Genomic DNA, 16,740 nt, shown 5'->3' with positions numbered 1-16,740 from the left:
TTCCTCGCTCAGCCAACGTGACCCGCGGAACTCGACCCTTCACAGGTTTCCCACAGCCAACCCATAGCGCACCCAGATCCGTCGGTGGAAGGCTAGGCCCATGGCCACGAAGGAACCCACGCTCACCCGCCCCGACGGGTCCCCCATCCGCGTCCTCACCGTCGACGACGAGCGCTCGCTGACCGAGCTGCTGTCGATGGCGATGCGCTATGAGGGGTGGGAGGTGTCGACCGCCGCGTCCGGCACCGAGGCCGTGAAGGCCGCCCGCGAGGTCAGGCCCGACGCGATCGTGCTCGACATGATGCTGCCCGACTTCGACGGACTCGAGGTGATGCGCCGCATCCGCACCGACCAGCCCGAGATCCCCGTCATCTTCCTCACCGCCCGCGACGCCGTCGAGGACCGCATCGGCGGCCTCACCGCCGGCGGCGACGACTATGTCACCAAGCCCTTCTCCCTCGAGGAGGTCATCGCGCGTCTCCGCGGCCTGCTGCGGCGCTCGGGCGCGAGCCTCGTGCGGGCCGACGCGACGCTCGTGGTCGGCGACCTGACGCTCGACGAGGACTCCCACGAGGTCACGCGCGCCGGCGACCAGATCAACCTCACGGCGACCGAGTTCGAGCTGCTGCGCTATCTCATGCGCAACCCGCGCCGCGTGCTGTCGAAGGCCCAGATCCTCGACCGGGTGTGGAACTACGACTTCGGCGGCCAGGCGAACGTCGTGGAGCTCTACATCTCCTATCTGCGCAAGAAGATCGACCACGACCGCGCCCCGATGATCCACACGATGCGCGGGGCCGGCTACGTCCTGCGTCCGGCGTCGTGACCCCGCGTACGCAGCCCCGGACCCGACCATGACCCTGCTCCCCCGCCGCCCCGCGCCCGGGCCGCTCGAGCCCGTCGCGCCGCTCGGCCCCGGCACGCTCGGGCGCAAGCTGCTCCTCCGCGTCGCGCTGCTCGTCACCGCCGTCGCGATCGCGCTGTCGACCCTCACCGCGCTGTCGACCGCGCAGCTGATGACGCGCTCGCTCGACCGCCAGCTCGATGCCGCGTTCTCGCGCCAGATGGAGCGCGGGCCGCGCGACAACCGCGGCGGCGGGCGCCCGCCGGTGCCGGCCAACGGCCAGCCCGTGGGCGCGCTGTTGGTCGACACGACGTCGGGGACGGTGCGCGGCGGCGAGGTCAGTGACTCGTCGGCCGGTGTCGAGGCCCTGACCGTGGTCGCGGCCGAGCGGCTCCTGTCGGTGCCGGCCGACGGGCGGCGCGAGTCGGTCGTCGTGCCCGGCTATGGCCGCTACCGCGTCAAGGCCGTCGGCAGCCAGGCCGGCACCGCGGTGGTCGCGCTCCCCCTGCGCGAGGTCGAGCGCACGCTCGTACAGATCCTGTCGATGGCGGTCGCGCTGACGATGCTCGCGATCGGCGCCGCGGTCCTCGGCGTACGCCGGGTCGTGCGCGAGAGCCTCAAGCCCCTGAACCGCCTGGCCGGCACCGCCCACCAGGTGTCGCAGCTCGAGCTGTCGCGCGGCGAGGTCGACCTCGGCGTACGCGTGCCCGAGGCGGACGCGGACCCGCGTACCGAAGTGGGACAGGTGGGCACCGCACTGAACCACCTGCTCGCCAACGTCGAGGGGGCGCTGGCGACGCGGCAGGCGAGCGAGACGAAGGTGCGCCAGTTCGTCGCCGACGCGTCGCACGAGCTGCGGAACCCGCTGGCGGCGATCCGGGGATATGCGGAGCTGACCCGCCGCGACCGCGCCGACCTGCCGCCCGACACGGCGTTCGCGATGGACCGCGTCGAGTCGGAGGCCGAGCGCATGTCGCGGCTTGTCGAGGACCTCCTGCTGCTCGCCCGCATGGACTCGAACCCGAACCTGCAGCTCGAGCCGGTGAACCTCAACGACCTCGTCCTCAACGCGGTCAGCGACGCGCAGGCGGCCAACCCGGCGTACGACTGGGGGGTGGAGCTGGCCGAGACCCCCGTACGCGGGGTCGCCGACCGCCACCGCCTCCACCAGGTCGTCGCCAACCTGCTCGCCAACGCGCGCAAGCACACGCCGGAGGGCACGGCGGTGACGGTGGCGGTGCGGCAGGAGGGTCCGGACGCCGTCATCACCGTGACCGATGACGGCCCCGGCATCGACCCGGCGATCGTCGACCGCGTGTTCGAGCGGTTCACGCGGGCGGACACGGCGCGTACGCGGTCGGGGCTGGCGAAGGACTCGACCGGGCTGGGCCTGGCGATCGTGCAGTCGGTGATGGAGGCCCACGGCGGCCGGGCGTCGGTGGAGTCGCGGCCGGGACACACGGAGTTCACGCTGCGGCTGCGGGCGGCCTGAGGTTCGAGGAGCGCGTCAGCTCCCGAACTCCACCTTCTCGCCGAACGCCGCCTTCCGGCTCACCCGCGCGAACGCCCGCAGCAGCGGGCGCGCGAACGCCAGCACCAGCAGCGCCGACACGATGCCGCGCGGCAGGTCCCAGCCGATCGACGTGAGCACCCAGAACCGCGCGTACCGCTCCAGGTTCGCGCCCATCGCGTCGCCCGGCACGAACGACATCGACGACTCGAACGTCGCGAAGGGCCAGAACCAGAGGTTCATGATCACGCCGTACGCGAGTCCGGCCACCAGCGCGTACGCCGCCAGCATCGCCACGTGGCCCCAGCGGGACTCGCGGCGCGGGTGGGGCAGCAGGCCGGCGCCGAGCGCGACCCAGCCCGAGGCGAACATCTGGAACGGGACCCACGGGCCGATGCCGCCGGTCATGAGGCCGCCGGCGAAGATGCCGAGCGCGCCGAGGACGAAGCCGAAGCCCGGCCCGAACGCGAAGCCGGCGACGACGAGCATGAAGAATCCGGGCTCGAGGCCTGCGGTGCCGGGGCTGAGGGCGCGGAGGCCGGCGACGACGGCGGTGAGCATGCCGAGGAGGGCGACGACCTTGGCGTCCATGCCGCCGTCGGAGAGCTGAGCGAGGACGACGGCCGCGAGGAGCGGGAGCAGGAGCGCGAACAGCCAGGGCGCGTCGTGGGAGTGGGACGACGAGCGGGCGGCGGTCTGCTCGATGCGGACGACGAGCGGCCAGGTGAAGGCGAGGACGCCGATCACCGACGCGAGGGCGAGGACGAGGGCGCTGCGGATGCCGAAGGGGACGAGGCCGCGGGGGGTGGTCATGGGCTCCTCGACTCGCTGGCGCTCGCTCGGAGAACGTCGGGGTCCGCGCTCGCTCGGAGAACGTCGAGGTCCGCGCCCGCTCGGAGAACGTCGGGGTCCGCGCTCGCTCGGAGAACGTTCACCGCGTCGCCCACCGTCAGGGCCCGCAGCGGGGCCATCACCTTCGCCATCTGCGGGGCGAACATCGGCGAGCCGGTGACGACATCGGCGGCGGGACCGTCGGCCACGACCTCGCCCTCGGCCAGCACGACGACGCGGTCGGCGATCTCGGCGACGAGCTCGACGTCGTGGGTCGACAGGACGATGCCGCGGCCGGCGGCCGCGAGCCCGCTGAGGTGGGCGGCCAGCCGCGCCTTCGCGCCGTAGTCGAGCCCGCGCGTCGGCTCGTCGAGCAGCAGCAGGGGCGGGTCGGCGGTGAGGACGACGGCGAGGGCGAGGCACATGCGCTGGCCCTCGGACAGGTCGCGGGGGTGGAGCGTCGGGTCGGCGTCGGGGGCCAGCTCGGCGAGGATCCGCGCGCACGTCCCTGGCTCGGCGGCGACGTCGCGGTCGGCGGTGCGGCACTCGTCGGCGACGGTGTGGGCATAGAGCAGGTCGGCGGGGTCCTGCGGGACGAGCCCGACACGGCGTACGAGGTCGCGGGGCTTCGCGGCGGCAGGGTCGAGGTCGGCGACGCGTACGCGGCCGGCGGTCGGCTTGACGAGGCCGACGAGGCTCGCGAGCAGCGTCGACTTGCCGGCGCCGTTGCGCCCCATCAGCGCGGTCACCTCGCCCGCGTGGAAGGTGAGGGAGACGTCGCGGAGGGCGACGACGGGGCCGGGATAGCGGACGGCGAGGCTCGCGACCTCGGCGAGGCTCCTCGACTCGCTGGCGCTCGCTCGGAGAACGTTTCCGCTCCTCGACTCGCTGGCGCCCGCTCGGAGAACGTTCCCGCTCGCTCGGAGAACGTTGCGCCGCGCGCCCCGCACGCTCAGCGGCAGCGGCGTCCACCCCATCGCGCGGCCCAGCTCCACCACTGGCGGCGCCACGACCGACTCCCGCAGCACCTCGGCCGGGTCGCCGTCGCGGACGATCGTCCCGCCGCCGAGCTCGACGACGCGGTCCGCGTACTGCACCACGCGCTCCAGCCGGTGTTCCGCCATCACGACCGTCAGCCCCAGGTCGTGGACCAGTCGCTGGATCGCCGCCAGCACGTCCTCGGCCGCCTGCGGGTCGAGCGCCGACGTCGGCTCGTCGAGGACCAGGACGCGCGGGTGGGCCGTCAGCGCGGCCCCGATCGCGACGCGCTGGCGCTGGCCGCCCGACAGCGTGGTGAGCGTACGCCGGCGCAGGTCGGCCAGCCCCAGGAGATCGAGGGTCTCCTCGACGCGCACGCGCATGGTGTCGGGGGCGATGCCGAGGCTCTCCATCGTGTAGGCCAGTTCGTCCTCGACCGTGTCGGTCACGAACGACGCCAGCGGGTCCTGGTGGACGAAGCCCACGACGTCGGCGAGGTCGCGCGGGCGCCAATCGCGCGTGGACCGGCCCGCGACCGCGACCGACCCGTCGAGCCGGCCGCCGGTGAAGTGAGGCACGAGCCCGTTGATGGTCTTCAGCAGCGTCGACTTGCCCGAGCCGGTCTGGCCGACGAGCAGCACCAGCTCGCCCTCGTCGACGGTCAGCGACACGTCGTGGAGCGTCGGACGGTCGGCGCCGGCGAACGTCACGGCGACCTCGTCGAAGCGGATCACGCGGCCACCTCCTCGCGCTCCCCGGTCGGCACCGCGGCCACCTCGGCCCGCGGGACCGCGCGTACGCGGGGGTCCGGCGCCGCGAATGCGGCGAGCGCGCCCACCAGCACGGCCAGCACGGGGACGACCTCGAGCGCCGGCGTCGCCAGCGGGCCGGCCTGCTTCAGGCCGCCCAGCCCCATGCCGGCGAGCACGACGAACGCCACGGCCGGCACCAGCCCGCACAGCGCGACGAGCCACTCCGGCAGCGCCCACGGGTCGGGGCGATAGCGCGACCGGATCGCCCGGTCGCGCCCCAGCGCCAGCGCACCCACGAGCAGCCCCACGCCGACGAACAGCGCGCCCGTCGCGAGCCAGGGGTCGATCGACGCCGAGACGACGCCGTAGGTCCCGACCAGCAGCCCGACGAGCCCGCCGAGCGACACGATCGTGGTGGTCACGCGCGCCCGCCGGCTGAGGTGGCGCGTGCGGCCGAAGCCCTTGGAGTCCATGGCGGCGGCGAGCGCGATCGCGCGGTCGAGCGCACCCTCGAGCACCGGCATCATCGTCGTCGCGAAGACGCTGCGCAGGCGTACGCGCTGGCCGCGCAGGCGCCGCGCCGCGTGCACCCGCCGCGCGTCTGCGACCAGCTGGGGCGCGAAGGTGAGGGCGACCACGCACGCGACCTGCGCCTCGTACAGCGCGCCCGGCAGCGAGCGCAGCAGCCGCAGCGGCGAGGCGAGCGCGTTGGCGGCGCCGAGGCAGAGCAACATCACGCCGAGCTGGGCGCCCTCATAGAGCGCGGTGAGCGTGGCCTCCCAGGTGACGACCCCGCCGAGCTTGATGCCGCGCACGTTGTCCGGCAGCGGGATCTCCGGCAGCACCACAAGCACGTGGCTGCCCTGCGCGTAGGTCGACAGGACGGCCTGCAGGAGCACGCGTACGGCGATGATCACCAGCGCGACCTTGAGGAAGACGGCGTACGCGCGGGCCCACGGCGCGTCGGTGCGGCGGGCACTCACGACGAAGCCGGCGACCGCGGCGATGAGGACGAGCAGGATCGGGTTGAGCGTGCGGTTCGCGGCGACCGCCAGGCCGGCAGCCCACAGCCACCACGCCCCCGGGTGGAGGGCCCGGGGGTTGCGCGGGGAATGGACGGCCTGCATGGTCGTGGTGGTCCGGTCGACGAGATCAGGCCGCGTCGCGGTCGCGGCCGCGCTTCAGGGCGTACGCGCCCCCGGCCAGCGCGAGCAGCAGGACGGCGCCGATGAGCCACGGGGCGACCGCGGCGAATCCGCCCTTCGCGTCGGGGGCGGGGGCCGGTGCCGGCGCCGCCTTCGACGAGCCCTTCGGGGCTTGGACGCTCATGGTGAGCTGCTGGTCCTGCGCGGGCCTGTCGATGCGGACGGGCTCGGTGCAGGCGGTGGCCGGATAGCCGCCGATGCCGCAGGTCTTGCCCTTCTCCTTGCGGACGTCGGCGACCATCGCGAGCGCCTCGGCGGCGTTGGCCTCGGGCTTGAGGACGACGCACGTGCCCTGCACCTGGCCGTTGGGCTTGTCGGTCGCGGCGTTCGGCGCGTCCTCGGGCGTGCCCTGGTCGAGCACGATCGCGACGCGCTTCTTCCCCTCCTCCGCGGGGGCCGCGGCGCAGATGGCGGCGAAGTCGGCGGCAGCGCGCGGCGTACGCTTCTCGTTCATGCCGGACGCCGCGAATCGCCACCCCTGCACGGATCCGTCGGCGGGGACGATGCCGTCGGCGCCCTTCTGGGCGTAGTCCCACTGGCCGTTCGCGTACTGCCAGAACGACCAGTAGCGGTAGGCGTCCTCGGCGTGGGCGGGGGCGGCGACGAGGGAGACGGCCCCCAGCGCCACGAGCAGGGCGGCGACGAGGCGGCGTACGACGGACACGGTGTTCCTCCTGTGGTCGGTGACCACAGCGAGAACAGGGGAAGCGCCCCGGCCCTTCACCCGCAGTCCACGACGAGTTCGGTGTCGACGGCGCCGCGCGCAGTGTTCCGGCTCGGCCGCGACGTGAGACTTCTCGCTGTGTCGTCGGCCCCACGGTTGCGGGTCAGCGCCGGAATCGGACCGGCTTCCCTGCGATGCGGCGTCATTGAGTTTGCTCGGGCAGCGTACACCCGCGTCCGGAAGTGAAATTTCACAACGCCGTGAGTCCTTGCGGTTCATGTGATCCACCTGACAGTTTGGACCTCACGTTGCAACGGACCATCCCCTGAAATCCCTACCCCGTTGGAGAATTTCAATGAAGAAGTTCCAGAACGCCGCGCTCGCTCTCGTCGTCGGAGGCGCCGCCATCGCTCTCACCGCCCAGCCGTCGATCGCCGCGCCGCCGTCGGCCGGCCCCACCCTCGCCCCCCAGAACACCGCCACCTCGGCACGCGCCGAGGCCAAGAGCGTCGACGTGCAGTTCACCGACACGCAGATCGAGATCATGGCCCGCACGTCGGGGCGCTCGGTCGAGGTGCAGCGCGCCCATCTGGCCCACAAGAACGTCCAGAACAACCTGTACGCGGACCTGGCCAAGTCGCACTCCTATGACGGGGCGTACTTCACCGAGCAGGGCGAGCTCGTCGTCCAGGCGGCCGCCGGGTCGCCGGCGGCGAAGGCGGCTCGGGCCAAGGGCCTCCAGGTGCGTACGCCGCAGCACGGCGAGGCGCGCCTCAGCGACCTCGTCGCCGAGGTCGCGAAGGCGGGCGGCGCCAAGGTGGCGACCGTGACGCCGGACATCGTGGCCGACAAGGTCGTCGTGACGGCGACCGACCCGGCCGCGGCCCGCGCATCGCTGAGCCGTTTCGGCGACGCGGTCGAGGTGCGCCAGGGCGAGCGCATGGTCACCCACCTGAGCATCTCGGGCGGCGACAAGATCACCATGTCGGCGTACGGTGGCGGCTACTGCTCGGCGGGCTTCCCCGCGAAGACCAGCGGCGGGCGCAAGGTCATGGTCTGGGCCGGTCACTGCGTGGAGGGTGCGAGCGCGTTCTACAAGAGCGGCGCACGCATCGGCACCGCGGCCGCCTCGGGCTTCGTCTCCTATGACGGCCGGCCCGACCGCGACCTCGGCGCGATCTATGTCGACTCCGACGACGTCATGACCACGCGCGTCAACACCTACAACGATCCGGAGGGCATCAGCCAGGCCTCGTCGGGCGCGTGGAAGGCGCCGGTCGGCACCGACATGTGCAAGTCCGGCGCGACCAGCGGCGTGACGTGCGGCGTGGTGCGGGGCTACAACGCGTCGGTGACCTACACCGACGACCAGGGCCGCACGGTCGCCCAGGTCTCCGGCCTCGGCACCTCGACGGTCTGCACGGCACCGGGCGACTCGGGCGGCGCGTACGTCTCGGGCGGCTATGCGGTCGGCATGACGTCGGGCGGGCCGGCGGTGCAGACCTGCCGGTTCAACGGCGGCTACGAGTATGGCAAGTCGTCCTACTTCCAGCCGGTCACCGACGCCCTGAGCTATTACGGGCTGACGTACGGGCAGTGAGATCTGGCCCCACGGCGTATTAGCGACCCGTAAACACACTCAGCACGCCGTACACGGTGTGCTGAGTGTGTTTTACGGTCGCTAATACAGGGGCGGGGTACGCGGGTCTTGACCTCACCTCGAGACCCACGCTTGTTGATCGGGCAACCAGCGGGTGAGAATCCCCGCATGCGTCGCATCCCCCACCTGCTCGCCCTCGTCCTCGCGCTCGTCCTCGGCGTGACGGGCCTCGGCATCGCCCGCGCCCCCGAGGCGTCCGCCGCCGTCGACACCGGCCGCTTCATCCGCGCGGTCGCGCCCGCCGCCCAACGTGCCCAGCAGGCCTACCGCGTACCGGCCTCGGTGAGCATCGCGCAGTCGATCCTCGAGTCGGGCTGGGGCCAGTCGTCCCTCAGCCTCTATGGGCACGCGTACTTCGGCATCAAGTGCAAGACCGACTACACGAGCCCGTTCCAGCTCGGCTGCGTGGACAAGTCGTCGCTCGAATATTTCGACCCCGCCAACCCGGTGCCGATCGTCAGCGCGTTCCGTACCTACCGCTCGGCGGAGGACTCGTTCGCCGACCACGGCTATTTCCTCAAGAACTCGACCCGGTACGCGGCCGCGTTCACCACGACCAACCCCAACGACTTCATCCGCGAGGTGGGGAAGGCGGGCTATGCGACCGACCCGGGCTATGCCGACTACATCATCGGCCTGATGACGAAATACGGGCTGTACGCGTACGACACCGCACCCATCAACACCACGCCGGTCGCGGTCGACGGGGCGATCGGCGCGAAGTTTGCGGCCGTCGGCGGAGTGTCGTCGGCGCTGTCGTGGCCGATCGGCGGCGCTCAGGACGGGCCGGTCACCGGCGCGACCATGGTGCCGTTCAACAGGGGCATGATCGTGTCGACCCCGGCCCACGGCGCCCACCCGCTGACCGGCGAGGTCTGGAACCACTACCGCTTCAGCCAGAACGTTCGCGAACACCTCCAGTTCCCGACCACCGACGCGTACGCGGTGGGCGCGGCGACCGTGCAGAAGTTCACCGGCGGCGCGATCGTGCGTACGGGCGGGGCGTCGCTGACCGTCTGGGGCGAGATCGGGAAGACCTGGACCCGGCTGGGCGCCGAGCGCGGCAAGCTCGGCCTGCCGACCTCCGGCGAGATGTGCGGGCTCGTGGGCGGCGGCTGCTTCCAGCGGTTCACGTTCGGCGCGGTCTATTGGTCCCCGCAGACGGGCGCCCACCCGGTGTGGGGTGCCATCGGCGAGCGGTGGGCCGACTTCTCGTGGGAGTTCGGCCGTCTGGGCTATCCGACCTCCGACGAGATGTGCGGTCTCGTGCGTGGCGGGTGCTGGCAGACGTTCGAGCGCGGCCGCCTCTATTTCTCCCCCGACACCGGCGCGCAGCCGCTGTGGGGGGCCATCGGCGACCGCTGGAACGAGATGGGCTTCGAGTCGGGACCGCTGGGCTATCCCATGACGGCGGAGTCGTGCGGGCTGCGCGACGGCGGGTGCTTCCAGCACTTCCAGGGCGGCTCGATCCACTGGTCCGGCCCGTCCGGCGCCTGGCCGACGTGGGGTGCGATCCGGGGCCACTGGGCTTCCTACGGCTGGGAGGCCGGGCGCTACGGATACGCTGTGGGCAAGGAATCGTGCGGGACTCCCGGCGGTGTTTTCACCTGTACGCAGGGATTCCAGGGCGGCACGATCACCTACCGGGCGGGGCAGGGGACGTTCTGAGGGGGCTGGGCACGTGACCACCTCCTTCGGTGACCTCGGGATCACCACACCGACCCTCGTCGTCGACCTCGCCGTCATGCGCGACAACATCGCGCGCATGGCCGCGTACGCGGCGTCGGCCGGCGTCGCGCTGAGGCCCCACGTGAAGACCCACAAAGTGCTCGAGATCGCTGCCGTGCAACGAGATGCGGGCGCCCGCGGCATCACCGTGGCGACCGTCGCCGAGGCGGAGGCGTTCGTCGCGGCCGGCCACGACGACGTCTTCATCGCCTATCCGGTGTGGCTGGACGACGCGCGCGGGCGACGGCTGGCGGCGCTGACCGATCGGGCCCGCGTACGCATGGGGTGCGATTCGGCGGAGGCCGCGCGCCGGGCCGCAGCTGCCCTGCGAGGCGCGCCGGTCGAGGTCCTGGTGGAGGTCGACAGCGGCATGGGCCGCAGCGGGGCCGCGCCCGAGCGGGCCGGTGAGGTCGGGGCCGCCGCCCGGGACGCCGGACTGGACGTCGTCGGGGTGTTCACCTTCCCGGGCCACTCCTATCACCCCGACGCGCGCCGGGCGGCCGCGGACCAGGAGGCAGTGGGCCTGGCTCGGGCGGCGGAATCCCTGTTGGCGCAGGGAATCGAGCCGCTCGTCATCAGCGGCGGATCGAGCCCGAGCGCGGCGTACGCGGGAGGCACCCTGACCGAGCTGCGCCCCGGGGCGTACGTGTTCAACGACGCGCAGCAGTGGGAACTCGGGGCGTGCACGCGCGAGCAGATCGCACTGACGGCGTACGCGACGGTCGTGAGCCACGCCGGCGGGCGGATCGTGCTGGACGCGGGCAGCAAGGCGCTCGGCGCCGACCGGCCCGGGTGGGCGAGCGGGTTCGGCCGCCTGGTGGACCTCCCGGACGCGCGGATCGTGGGGCTCAGCGAGCACCACGCCGTGGTCGAGCTGGCGGAATCGCTGCCCCCGTTGGGATCGGTCGTGCGGGTCGCTCCCAACCACTGCTGCAACGCGGTCAACCTGGCCGACGAGCTGGTGGCCGTCGACGGTGGCGAACGGGTCGCGACGTGGCGGGTCGCGGCGCGCAACGCCAACACGTGAGGTTCCCTAGACTGGCCCCATGACTCTCTCCCGCTCCGACCTCGCGCGCTACGTCGACCACACCCTCCTCAAGCCCGAGGCCGTTCCCGCCGACGTGCACGCGCTGGCCGCCGAGGCCCGCGAGTTGGGCGTGTTCTCGATCTGCGTCTCGCCGTCGATGCTGTCGGCCGCCGCGCTGGGCCGCCCGCTCGACCTGGGCGAGGTGAAGCTGGCGACCGTCTGCGGTTTCCCGTCCGGCAAGCACGTGTCCTCGGTCAAGGCGGCCGAGGCGAAGCAGGCCGTCGCCGACGGCGCCGACGAGGTCGACATGGTGATCGACTTCGGCCAGCTGAAGGCGGGCAACGTCGACGCCGTCGAGGCCGACATCCGGGCCGTGCGCGAGGCCGTCCCCGGCGCGCTGCTCAAGGTGATCATCGAGTCGGCCGCGCTGACCGACGACGAGATCGTCGCCGCCTGCCAGGCCGCCGAGCGCGCGATGGCCGACTTCGTGAAGACCTCGACGGGCTTCCACCCGTCGGGCGGCGCATCGGTGCACGCCGTGAAGCTGATGCGGGAGACCGTCGGCGACCGGCTGGGCGTCAAGGCGTCGGGCGGCATCCGCGACCACGCCACCGCCCTCGCGATGATCGACGCCGGAGCGTCGCGCCTCGGCCTGTCCGGCACGCGGGCGGTGCTGGACGGGGCGAAGGCGGAGGGCGACTACTGAGCGCGGGGCAGCGCTTCGACTCGCTGGCGCTCGCTCAGCCAGCGGGAACTCAGGCTGAGGGGCTTCGACTCGCTGGCGCTCGCTCAGCCAGCGGGGACTCAGGCCGACGAGTTCGCGGTTCGGCTGCGTACCTGACGGGACATGTCTACCGGTACGCAGCGAGGCTCAGGCCGGCGTACGCTCCCCCGCCCGCAGCTTGGCGATCGAATCGTCGCTGCAGGTGTCGAAGAACGTGCCGGCGACGTCGTCGAGGTGGTTCAGCGACTCGGCGGCGAACAGGATCGGCTGATAAGCCGTGATGTCGTAGTTCAGCGTGCCCATGTCGAGCAGGTCGAGGCCGCGGATCTCCATCTGGCGGAACTCGTCCATCTCGCCATAGCTCGACACGATGCCGGCGCCGTAGGCCTTCAGCACGTCGTCCTCGTAGATCACGCCGAACTCCATCGAGAACCAGAACACGTCGGCGAGGAACTGCATCGCCTCGTCGGTCTCGAGCCGCAGCGACGCCTGGCCGGCCGACTCGGTGAGCCGCGCGAAGCGGGGGCTCGCGAGCTGGTTCCCGTGGCCGATCACCTCGTGGATGATGTCGGGCTCGGGCGTGTAGAGCGGCTCCGAGGGGTGGCGCAGGTATTGCGTCGAGTTGAACGTGCGCGACCCCAGGTCACCGTAGAACTGGCGCAACTCGACCAGGCCGGGGGCGGCGACGTAGCTCCAGTCGGTGAGCGGGTTGATCCGCGCGGTGACCTCGTCGAGCTGGGGCACGCGGTCGGTCGGCAGGCCGAGGTTCGCCTTGGCGGCGAGGTATTCCGAGTGCGCGTACTTCTCGTGCTTGGGCGCGAGCTCGCGGCTGACCGTCGCCCACACCTCGTTCTCGACGTCGGTGTAGGCGATCTGCGGGATCGGCTGGCCGCGGATCCACGACACGGCCGACGCGGCGATCTCGTTGCGGCGCGCGCGATAGGCCTCGTCCTTGAACCCGGGGTGGTTCTCGCCCAGGTGGACCTGGACGGAGCCGTCCTCCTCGGCCGTGACGGGCGAATAGAGCTGGCCCTCTTCGAACATTGTTCCTCCGCATCGACGGTGACGACGGTGATCTGACTCACAGCACAGCAGAACCGCCCGTTGCTGCCAACCGCGCGGGGACCCGGTGGTCACCGCGCACACGAAGCGGGGTCGAGCGCCAGTCCGGCTGGACACATTGTCCAGCCGGACCCGACGACGCTCAGCCCAGGCCCTTGCCCTTCAACCACGCCGTCGCGGCCTGCTTGGGCGTCTGGTGGTCGGTGTCGACCTGCTTGTTCAGCGCCGTCAGGTCGGGCGTCGTGAGCGCCTTCTGGACCGCCTCGATCGCGGCGACCGCCTGGGCGTTGGCCTTCACGTCGGCGCGCACCAGCGGCAGGACCTGCTGGGGCAGGATCATCTGCTGGGGGTCGGCGAGCTGCACGAACCCGTTGTCGGAGATCGCGGCGTCGGTCGTGAAGAACGTCGCGACCTGCACCTTGTCGTCCTTGAGGTCCTTGACCTTGACCGCCATCGCGTCGTAGGTGCGGAACTCCTTGAACTTCGCCTGGTAGATGCCCTCGAGCCCGGGTGGGCCGTAGGGACGGTCCTTCAGCTCGGCCGGCCCGCCGAGAACCGCGTTCGCCGCGATCTTCTTGAGGTCGGCGAGCGACGCGAGGCCGTTGGCGTCCGCGTACGCCTTCGTGACGCAGTACACGTCCTGGTCGGCGGCCTGCGACGACGTGAGGACCGCGAGGTCGGGCCCGACGACCTTGGCGAGCGCCGCCTCGATCTCCGGCGCCTTCGTGGCCGCGTTGGAGGCGTCGAGGTATTGCAGCAGGTTGCCGCCGTATTCGGGCATGATCGAGATCGAGCCGTCCTTCAGCGCCTTGATGTAGACCTCGCGGCTGCCGATGCCGTGCTTGACCTCCGGGGCGAGCCCCTTGGCGGCGAGCGCTCCTGCGTACAGCTCGGCCAGGACCATCGACTCCGTGAAGTTCGCCGACCCCACGATGAGCTTGGACTTCGCGGCACCGGGCTGGGGCGCGCTCGACGGTTGGGCCATCGGGTCCTTGCCGACGCCGCACGCGGCGAGCGGGAGGACACCGGCGAGGGCGAGGATGGATCGTCGGTTCATCGTGCTGCTCCTGTCGTTGCGGTTTGGGTACGCCGACCCAGCAGCCAGGCTGCGGCTCCGAGGAGCAGGTCGACGGCGATCGCCAGCACCATGACGAGCAGGGCGCCGGAGAGCATTTCGGGATAGCCGCCCTGACGCTTCTGGCCGTCGATGACCAGGCGGCCGAGGCCGCCCGCGGCGGCCATCGCGGCGACCGTCGCGGTGGCGACGACCTGCAGCGAGGCCGAGCGGAAGCCCGACACGATGAGCGGGAGGGCCAGCGGCAGTTCGACCTTCGACACCACCTGGCCGTCGGTCATGCCCATCGCATGGGCGGCCAGCACCGCGTCGCCGTCGGCATTGGCGAAGCCCGCGACGGTGGCGCTGAGGATCGGCGGGATCGCGAGGACGGCGAGGGCGAGGACGACCGGCAGCATGCCGGTGCCCATCAGGGTGACGACGAGGACCAGCAGGCCGAGCGTCGGGATGGCGCGGGTGGCGTTGGCGAGACCGCCGACCACCGCGCTGCCGCGGCCGGTGTGGCCGATGAGGATGCCGAGCGGGAGGGCGATGACCGCGGCGAGCGCGAGGGCCGCCCCGGAGTAGGCGAGGTGTTCCAGCAGGCGGTTGGCGATGCCGTCGTTGCCGGCCCAGCTGGCGGGGTCGAGCAGATGGGAGAACGGGTTCATCGGCGGGCCCCCCTGGCTCGCAGCCCGTGCCACGGCAGCAGCACGCGCTGGAGGAACACGATCAGGGCGTCGGCGACGAGCGCGAGGACGAGGATCGCCACGATGCCGACGAGGATCGGCGTGGTGAAGCCCTCACGGAAGCCCTGGTCGAAATATTGGCCCAGCGCCCCCATGCCGATCACCGCGCCCACCGAGACCAGCGAGATCGTCGACACCGTCGCGACGCGCAGGCCGGCCAGGATGACCGGCATCGCGAGCGGGAGCTCGACGCCGAGGACGCGGCGGCCGGGCCCGTAGCCCATCGCGATCGCCGACTGGCGCACCGCGGGGTCGACCGAGGCGAACCCGTCGGCGACGTTCCTGACGAGCAGCGCGAACGTGTAGATCGACAGCGCCACCACGATGTTCGCGGGATTGAGGATCTGGGTGCCGAGGACCAGCGGCATCGTGACGAACAGCGCGACGGACGGGACGGCGTACAGGAGCCCGACGAGGGCGAGCCACAGCGACGACGTGCGGCCCGTGCGGTGGATGAGCCAGCCCACGGGCAGCGCGAACGCCAGCCCGATCAGCACCGGCAGAACCGACAACACCACGTGGAGTCCGGCGGTCGAGGCGATCTCGGGGGCGTTGCGCTGGATCCAGGCCCAGTTGATCATGGGCGGCCCCGCTTCTTCTTCGCCGCCTTCTCGGCGGCGGCGCGCTCGGCGGCCTCCTTCGCGTCCTGCTGGCGACGCTCCTCGGCGAGGCGCTTCTCCTCGGCCAGCCGCTCGGCCTCGAGGCGCTCGCGCTCGGCCTGCTCCTCGGCGTCCTGACGGCGCTGGGCCTGGGTCTCGGCGACGTCGGCGCGATAGCGGCGTACGCGTTCCATGACCTCGGCGACGGGGACGGTCCCGGCGTACCGGCCCGTGGGGTGGACCGCGATCGCGAGCCCGACCGGGGACGTGAGCGCGGCCTCGAGGACCTCGCGCAGCGGGGCCGACTCGATGTCGAAGACCGAGCCGAGGCCCAGCAGCTTGCCCGGGCGCGCGGGGTCGGCCCAGCCGCTCGGCGCGGCCTCGGCGTCGACGACGAGGACCGGGAGGTTGCGGTCGTCGTTGGGGCCGTACGCGGTCGCGGCGTTGCGTACGGTGCGCACGGGCTGCAGGTCGAAGGTCTCGCCGGAGGCGAACGTCAGCGCGCGGTAGCCGCGGTCGCGGCCCACGAAGTCGCGGACGAAGTCGTCGGCCGGATGGTCGAGGATCTCTTGGGGCGAGTCGAACTGGGCGAGTACGCCGCCCTGGCGCAGCACGGCGACGCGGTCACCCATCGTGATCGCCTCGTCCATGTCGTGGGTGATCATGACGATGGTCTTGTTGAGCTCGCGCTGGAGGCGCTTGACGAGCTGTTGGAGGTCGGTGCGGACCAGGGGGTCGACGGCCGAGAAGGGCTCGTCCATCAGGAGCAGGTCGGGGTCGGCCGCGAGGGCGCGGGCGACGCCGACGCGCTGCTGCTGGCCGCCCGACAGCTGGGCCGGGAACTTGGGGCCGAGGCTGGCGTCGAGGCCGACCATCTCGAGGAGTTCGGCGGAGCGGCGTCCGGTGCGGCGGTCGTCCCAGCCCAGGAGCTGGGGGACGGTGCCGATGTTCTCGAGGATCGTGCGGTGGGGGAACAGGCCGCCGCTCTGGATCACATAGCCCATCTGGCGCCGCAGCAGCGTCTTCTTCAGCTGCTTGATCGGCGTACCGTCCCAGACGATCTCGCCGGAGCTGGGGTCGATCATGCGGTTGAGCATGCGCAGCGTCGTCGTCTTGCCGCAGCCGGACGGGCCGACGAACACCGTGATGCCGTCGGAGGGCACGACCAGCGTCAGGTCGGTGACCGCCTTCGTCCCGTCCTGATAGGTCTTCGACACGCCCTTGAACTCGATCACGCGGGTCCTTCGGTTCGACGGGAGCCGCGGGACGCGGCGGAGGTGAACGTGTCGACAATAGCGCGGGGCGCTGAGAGGCGTACGGAGTGCTCGGGGCTGCGTACGGTCTGGTCAGCGG

15 protein-coding genes are annotated in these 16,740 nt (G+C 72.0%); 6 read left to right on the top strand and 9 right to left on the bottom strand.

The annotated features are described in order from the left end of the window. Positions 1–100: 100 nt before the first annotated feature. Entirely contained in the window at positions 101–826 is a 726-nt protein-coding gene (locus ACYVAG_RS09805; protein ID WP_460769259.1) for a response regulator transcription factor, read from the top strand. A gap of 28 nt (positions 827–854) precedes the next feature. Next, on the top strand, positions 855–2,336 hold the full coding sequence (locus ACYVAG_RS09800; protein WP_460769257.1) for a sensor histidine kinase: 1,482 nt from the start codon (positions 855–857) through the stop codon (positions 2,334–2,336). Positions 2,337–2,351: 15 nt separating this feature from the next. Here ACYVAG_RS09800 and ACYVAG_RS09795 read toward each other — a convergent pair whose 3' ends face one another. From ACYVAG_RS09795 to ACYVAG_RS09780, 4 genes are read right to left on the bottom strand one after another with little or no spacing between them, the layout of a single operon-like run. Further along, on the bottom strand, positions 2,352–3,167 hold the full coding sequence (locus ACYVAG_RS09795) for an ECF transporter S component (RefSeq protein WP_460769256.1): 816 nt from the start codon (positions 3,165–3,167) through the stop codon (positions 2,352–2,354). Further along, positions 3,164–4,897, bottom strand: coding sequence for an ABC transporter ATP-binding protein (locus ACYVAG_RS09790; RefSeq protein ID WP_460769255.1), 1,734 nt, complete (start codon positions 4,895–4,897; stop codon positions 3,164–3,166). The genes ACYVAG_RS09795 and ACYVAG_RS09790 overlap by 4 nt, the downstream gene beginning before the upstream one ends. Continuing rightward, a complete protein-coding gene (locus ACYVAG_RS09785) occupies positions 4,894–6,042 on the bottom strand; it encodes an energy-coupling factor transporter transmembrane component T (RefSeq protein WP_460769253.1) in 1,149 nt (382 codons plus the stop codon). The genes ACYVAG_RS09790 and ACYVAG_RS09785 overlap by 4 nt, the downstream gene beginning before the upstream one ends. A 25-nt stretch (positions 6,043–6,067) precedes the next feature. Then, positions 6,068–6,784: an SCO2322 family protein gene (locus tag ACYVAG_RS09780; protein WP_460769251.1), complete on the bottom strand. Its 717-nt coding sequence runs from the start codon at positions 6,782–6,784 to the stop codon at positions 6,068–6,070. Between the two features lie 355 nt (positions 6,785–7,139). Between ACYVAG_RS09780 and ACYVAG_RS09775 the strand changes: the two genes are divergently transcribed. The 4 genes from ACYVAG_RS09775 to deoC all read left to right on the top strand — a co-directional run bounded on the left by ACYVAG_RS09775 (position 7,140) and on the right by deoC (position 11,905). Next, positions 7,140–8,384: a S1 family peptidase gene (locus ACYVAG_RS09775; protein ID WP_460769249.1), complete on the top strand. Its 1,245-nt coding sequence runs from the start codon at positions 7,140–7,142 to the stop codon at positions 8,382–8,384. 168 nt (positions 8,385–8,552) lie between these two features. Beyond that, positions 8,553–10,112 (top strand): glucosaminidase domain-containing protein, encoded by a 1,560-nt coding sequence (locus ACYVAG_RS09770; protein WP_460769247.1) that lies wholly within the window; start codon positions 8,553–8,555, stop codon positions 10,110–10,112. A gap of 13 nt (positions 10,113–10,125) precedes the next feature. Continuing rightward, positions 10,126–11,199, top strand: coding sequence for an alanine racemase (locus ACYVAG_RS09765; protein WP_460769245.1), 1,074 nt, complete (start codon positions 10,126–10,128; stop codon positions 11,197–11,199). Positions 11,200–11,218: 19 nt separating this feature from the next. Continuing rightward, on the top strand, positions 11,219–11,905 hold the full coding sequence (gene deoC, locus ACYVAG_RS09760; RefSeq protein WP_460769243.1) for a deoxyribose-phosphate aldolase: 687 nt from the start codon (positions 11,219–11,221) through the stop codon (positions 11,903–11,905). Between the two features lie 165 nt (positions 11,906–12,070). On the opposite strand, the gene ACYVAG_RS09755 is transcribed toward deoC, so the two are convergent. The 5 genes from ACYVAG_RS09755 to ACYVAG_RS09735 form a co-directional block, all read right to left on the bottom strand. After that, positions 12,071–12,967 (bottom strand): phenylalanine 4-monooxygenase, encoded by an 897-nt coding sequence (locus ACYVAG_RS09755; protein ID WP_460769241.1) that lies wholly within the window; start codon positions 12,965–12,967, stop codon positions 12,071–12,073. Positions 12,968–13,127: 160 nt separating this feature from the next. Further along, positions 13,128–14,042: an ABC transporter substrate-binding protein gene (locus tag ACYVAG_RS09750; protein WP_460769239.1), complete on the bottom strand. Its 915-nt coding sequence runs from the start codon at positions 14,040–14,042 to the stop codon at positions 13,128–13,130. Further along, on the bottom strand, positions 14,039–14,710 hold the full coding sequence (locus tag ACYVAG_RS09745; RefSeq protein ID WP_460769237.1) for an ABC transporter permease: 672 nt from the start codon (positions 14,708–14,710) through the stop codon (positions 14,039–14,041). The genes ACYVAG_RS09750 and ACYVAG_RS09745 overlap by 4 nt, the downstream gene beginning before the upstream one ends. Further along, positions 14,707–15,369: an ABC transporter permease gene (locus tag ACYVAG_RS09740; protein ID WP_460769235.1), complete on the bottom strand. Its 663-nt coding sequence runs from the start codon at positions 15,367–15,369 to the stop codon at positions 14,707–14,709. The genes ACYVAG_RS09745 and ACYVAG_RS09740 overlap by 4 nt, the downstream gene beginning before the upstream one ends. Beyond that, complete coding sequence (locus ACYVAG_RS09735) at positions 15,366–16,622, bottom strand: ABC transporter ATP-binding protein (protein ID WP_460769233.1); 1,257 nt, start codon at positions 16,620–16,622, stop codon at positions 15,366–15,368. Before ACYVAG_RS09735 ends, ACYVAG_RS09740 begins: the two co-directional genes overlap by 4 nt. Between the last annotated feature and the right edge of the window lie 118 nt (positions 16,623–16,740).

The sequence above is a fragment of the Mariniluteicoccus flavus genome, from assembly GCF_054776655.1.
Note: the sequence above shows the minus strand (reverse complement) of the source record. Positions and strands in the feature narration are given on the sequence as shown.

What these genes read in the sequence shown, in the direction of transcription:
- ACYVAG_RS09805 (WP_460769259.1), top strand. Translation starts at nt 101, where the DNA reads ATGGCCACGAAGGAACCCACGCTCACCCGCCCCGACGGGTCCCCCATC.
- ACYVAG_RS09800 (WP_460769257.1), top strand. Translation starts at nt 855, where the DNA reads ATGACCCTGCTCCCCCGCCGCCCCGCGCCCGGGCCGCTCGAGCCCGTC.
- ACYVAG_RS09795 (WP_460769256.1), bottom strand. Translation starts at nt 3,167, where the DNA reads ATGACCACCCCCCGCGGCCTCGTCCCCTTCGGCATCCGCAGCGCCCTC.
- ACYVAG_RS09785 (WP_460769253.1), bottom strand. Translation starts at nt 6,042, where the DNA reads ATGCAGGCCGTCCATTCCCCGCGCAACCCCCGGGCCCTCCACCCGGGG.
- ACYVAG_RS09775 (WP_460769249.1), top strand. Translation starts at nt 7,140, where the DNA reads ATGAAGAAGTTCCAGAACGCCGCGCTCGCTCTCGTCGTCGGAGGCGCC.
- ACYVAG_RS09770 (WP_460769247.1), top strand. Translation starts at nt 8,553, where the DNA reads ATGCGTCGCATCCCCCACCTGCTCGCCCTCGTCCTCGCGCTCGTCCTC.
- deoC (WP_460769243.1), top strand. Translation starts at nt 11,219, where the DNA reads ATGACTCTCTCCCGCTCCGACCTCGCGCGCTACGTCGACCACACCCTC.
- ACYVAG_RS09755 (WP_460769241.1), bottom strand. Translation starts at nt 12,967, where the DNA reads ATGTTCGAAGAGGGCCAGCTCTATTCGCCCGTCACGGCCGAGGAGGAC.
- ACYVAG_RS09750 (WP_460769239.1), bottom strand. Translation starts at nt 14,042, where the DNA reads ATGAACCGACGATCCATCCTCGCCCTCGCCGGTGTCCTCCCGCTCGCC.
- ACYVAG_RS09745 (WP_460769237.1), bottom strand. Translation starts at nt 14,710, where the DNA reads ATGAACCCGTTCTCCCATCTGCTCGACCCCGCCAGCTGGGCCGGCAAC.
- ACYVAG_RS09740 (WP_460769235.1), bottom strand. Translation starts at nt 15,369, where the DNA reads ATGATCAACTGGGCCTGGATCCAGCGCAACGCCCCCGAGATCGCCTCG.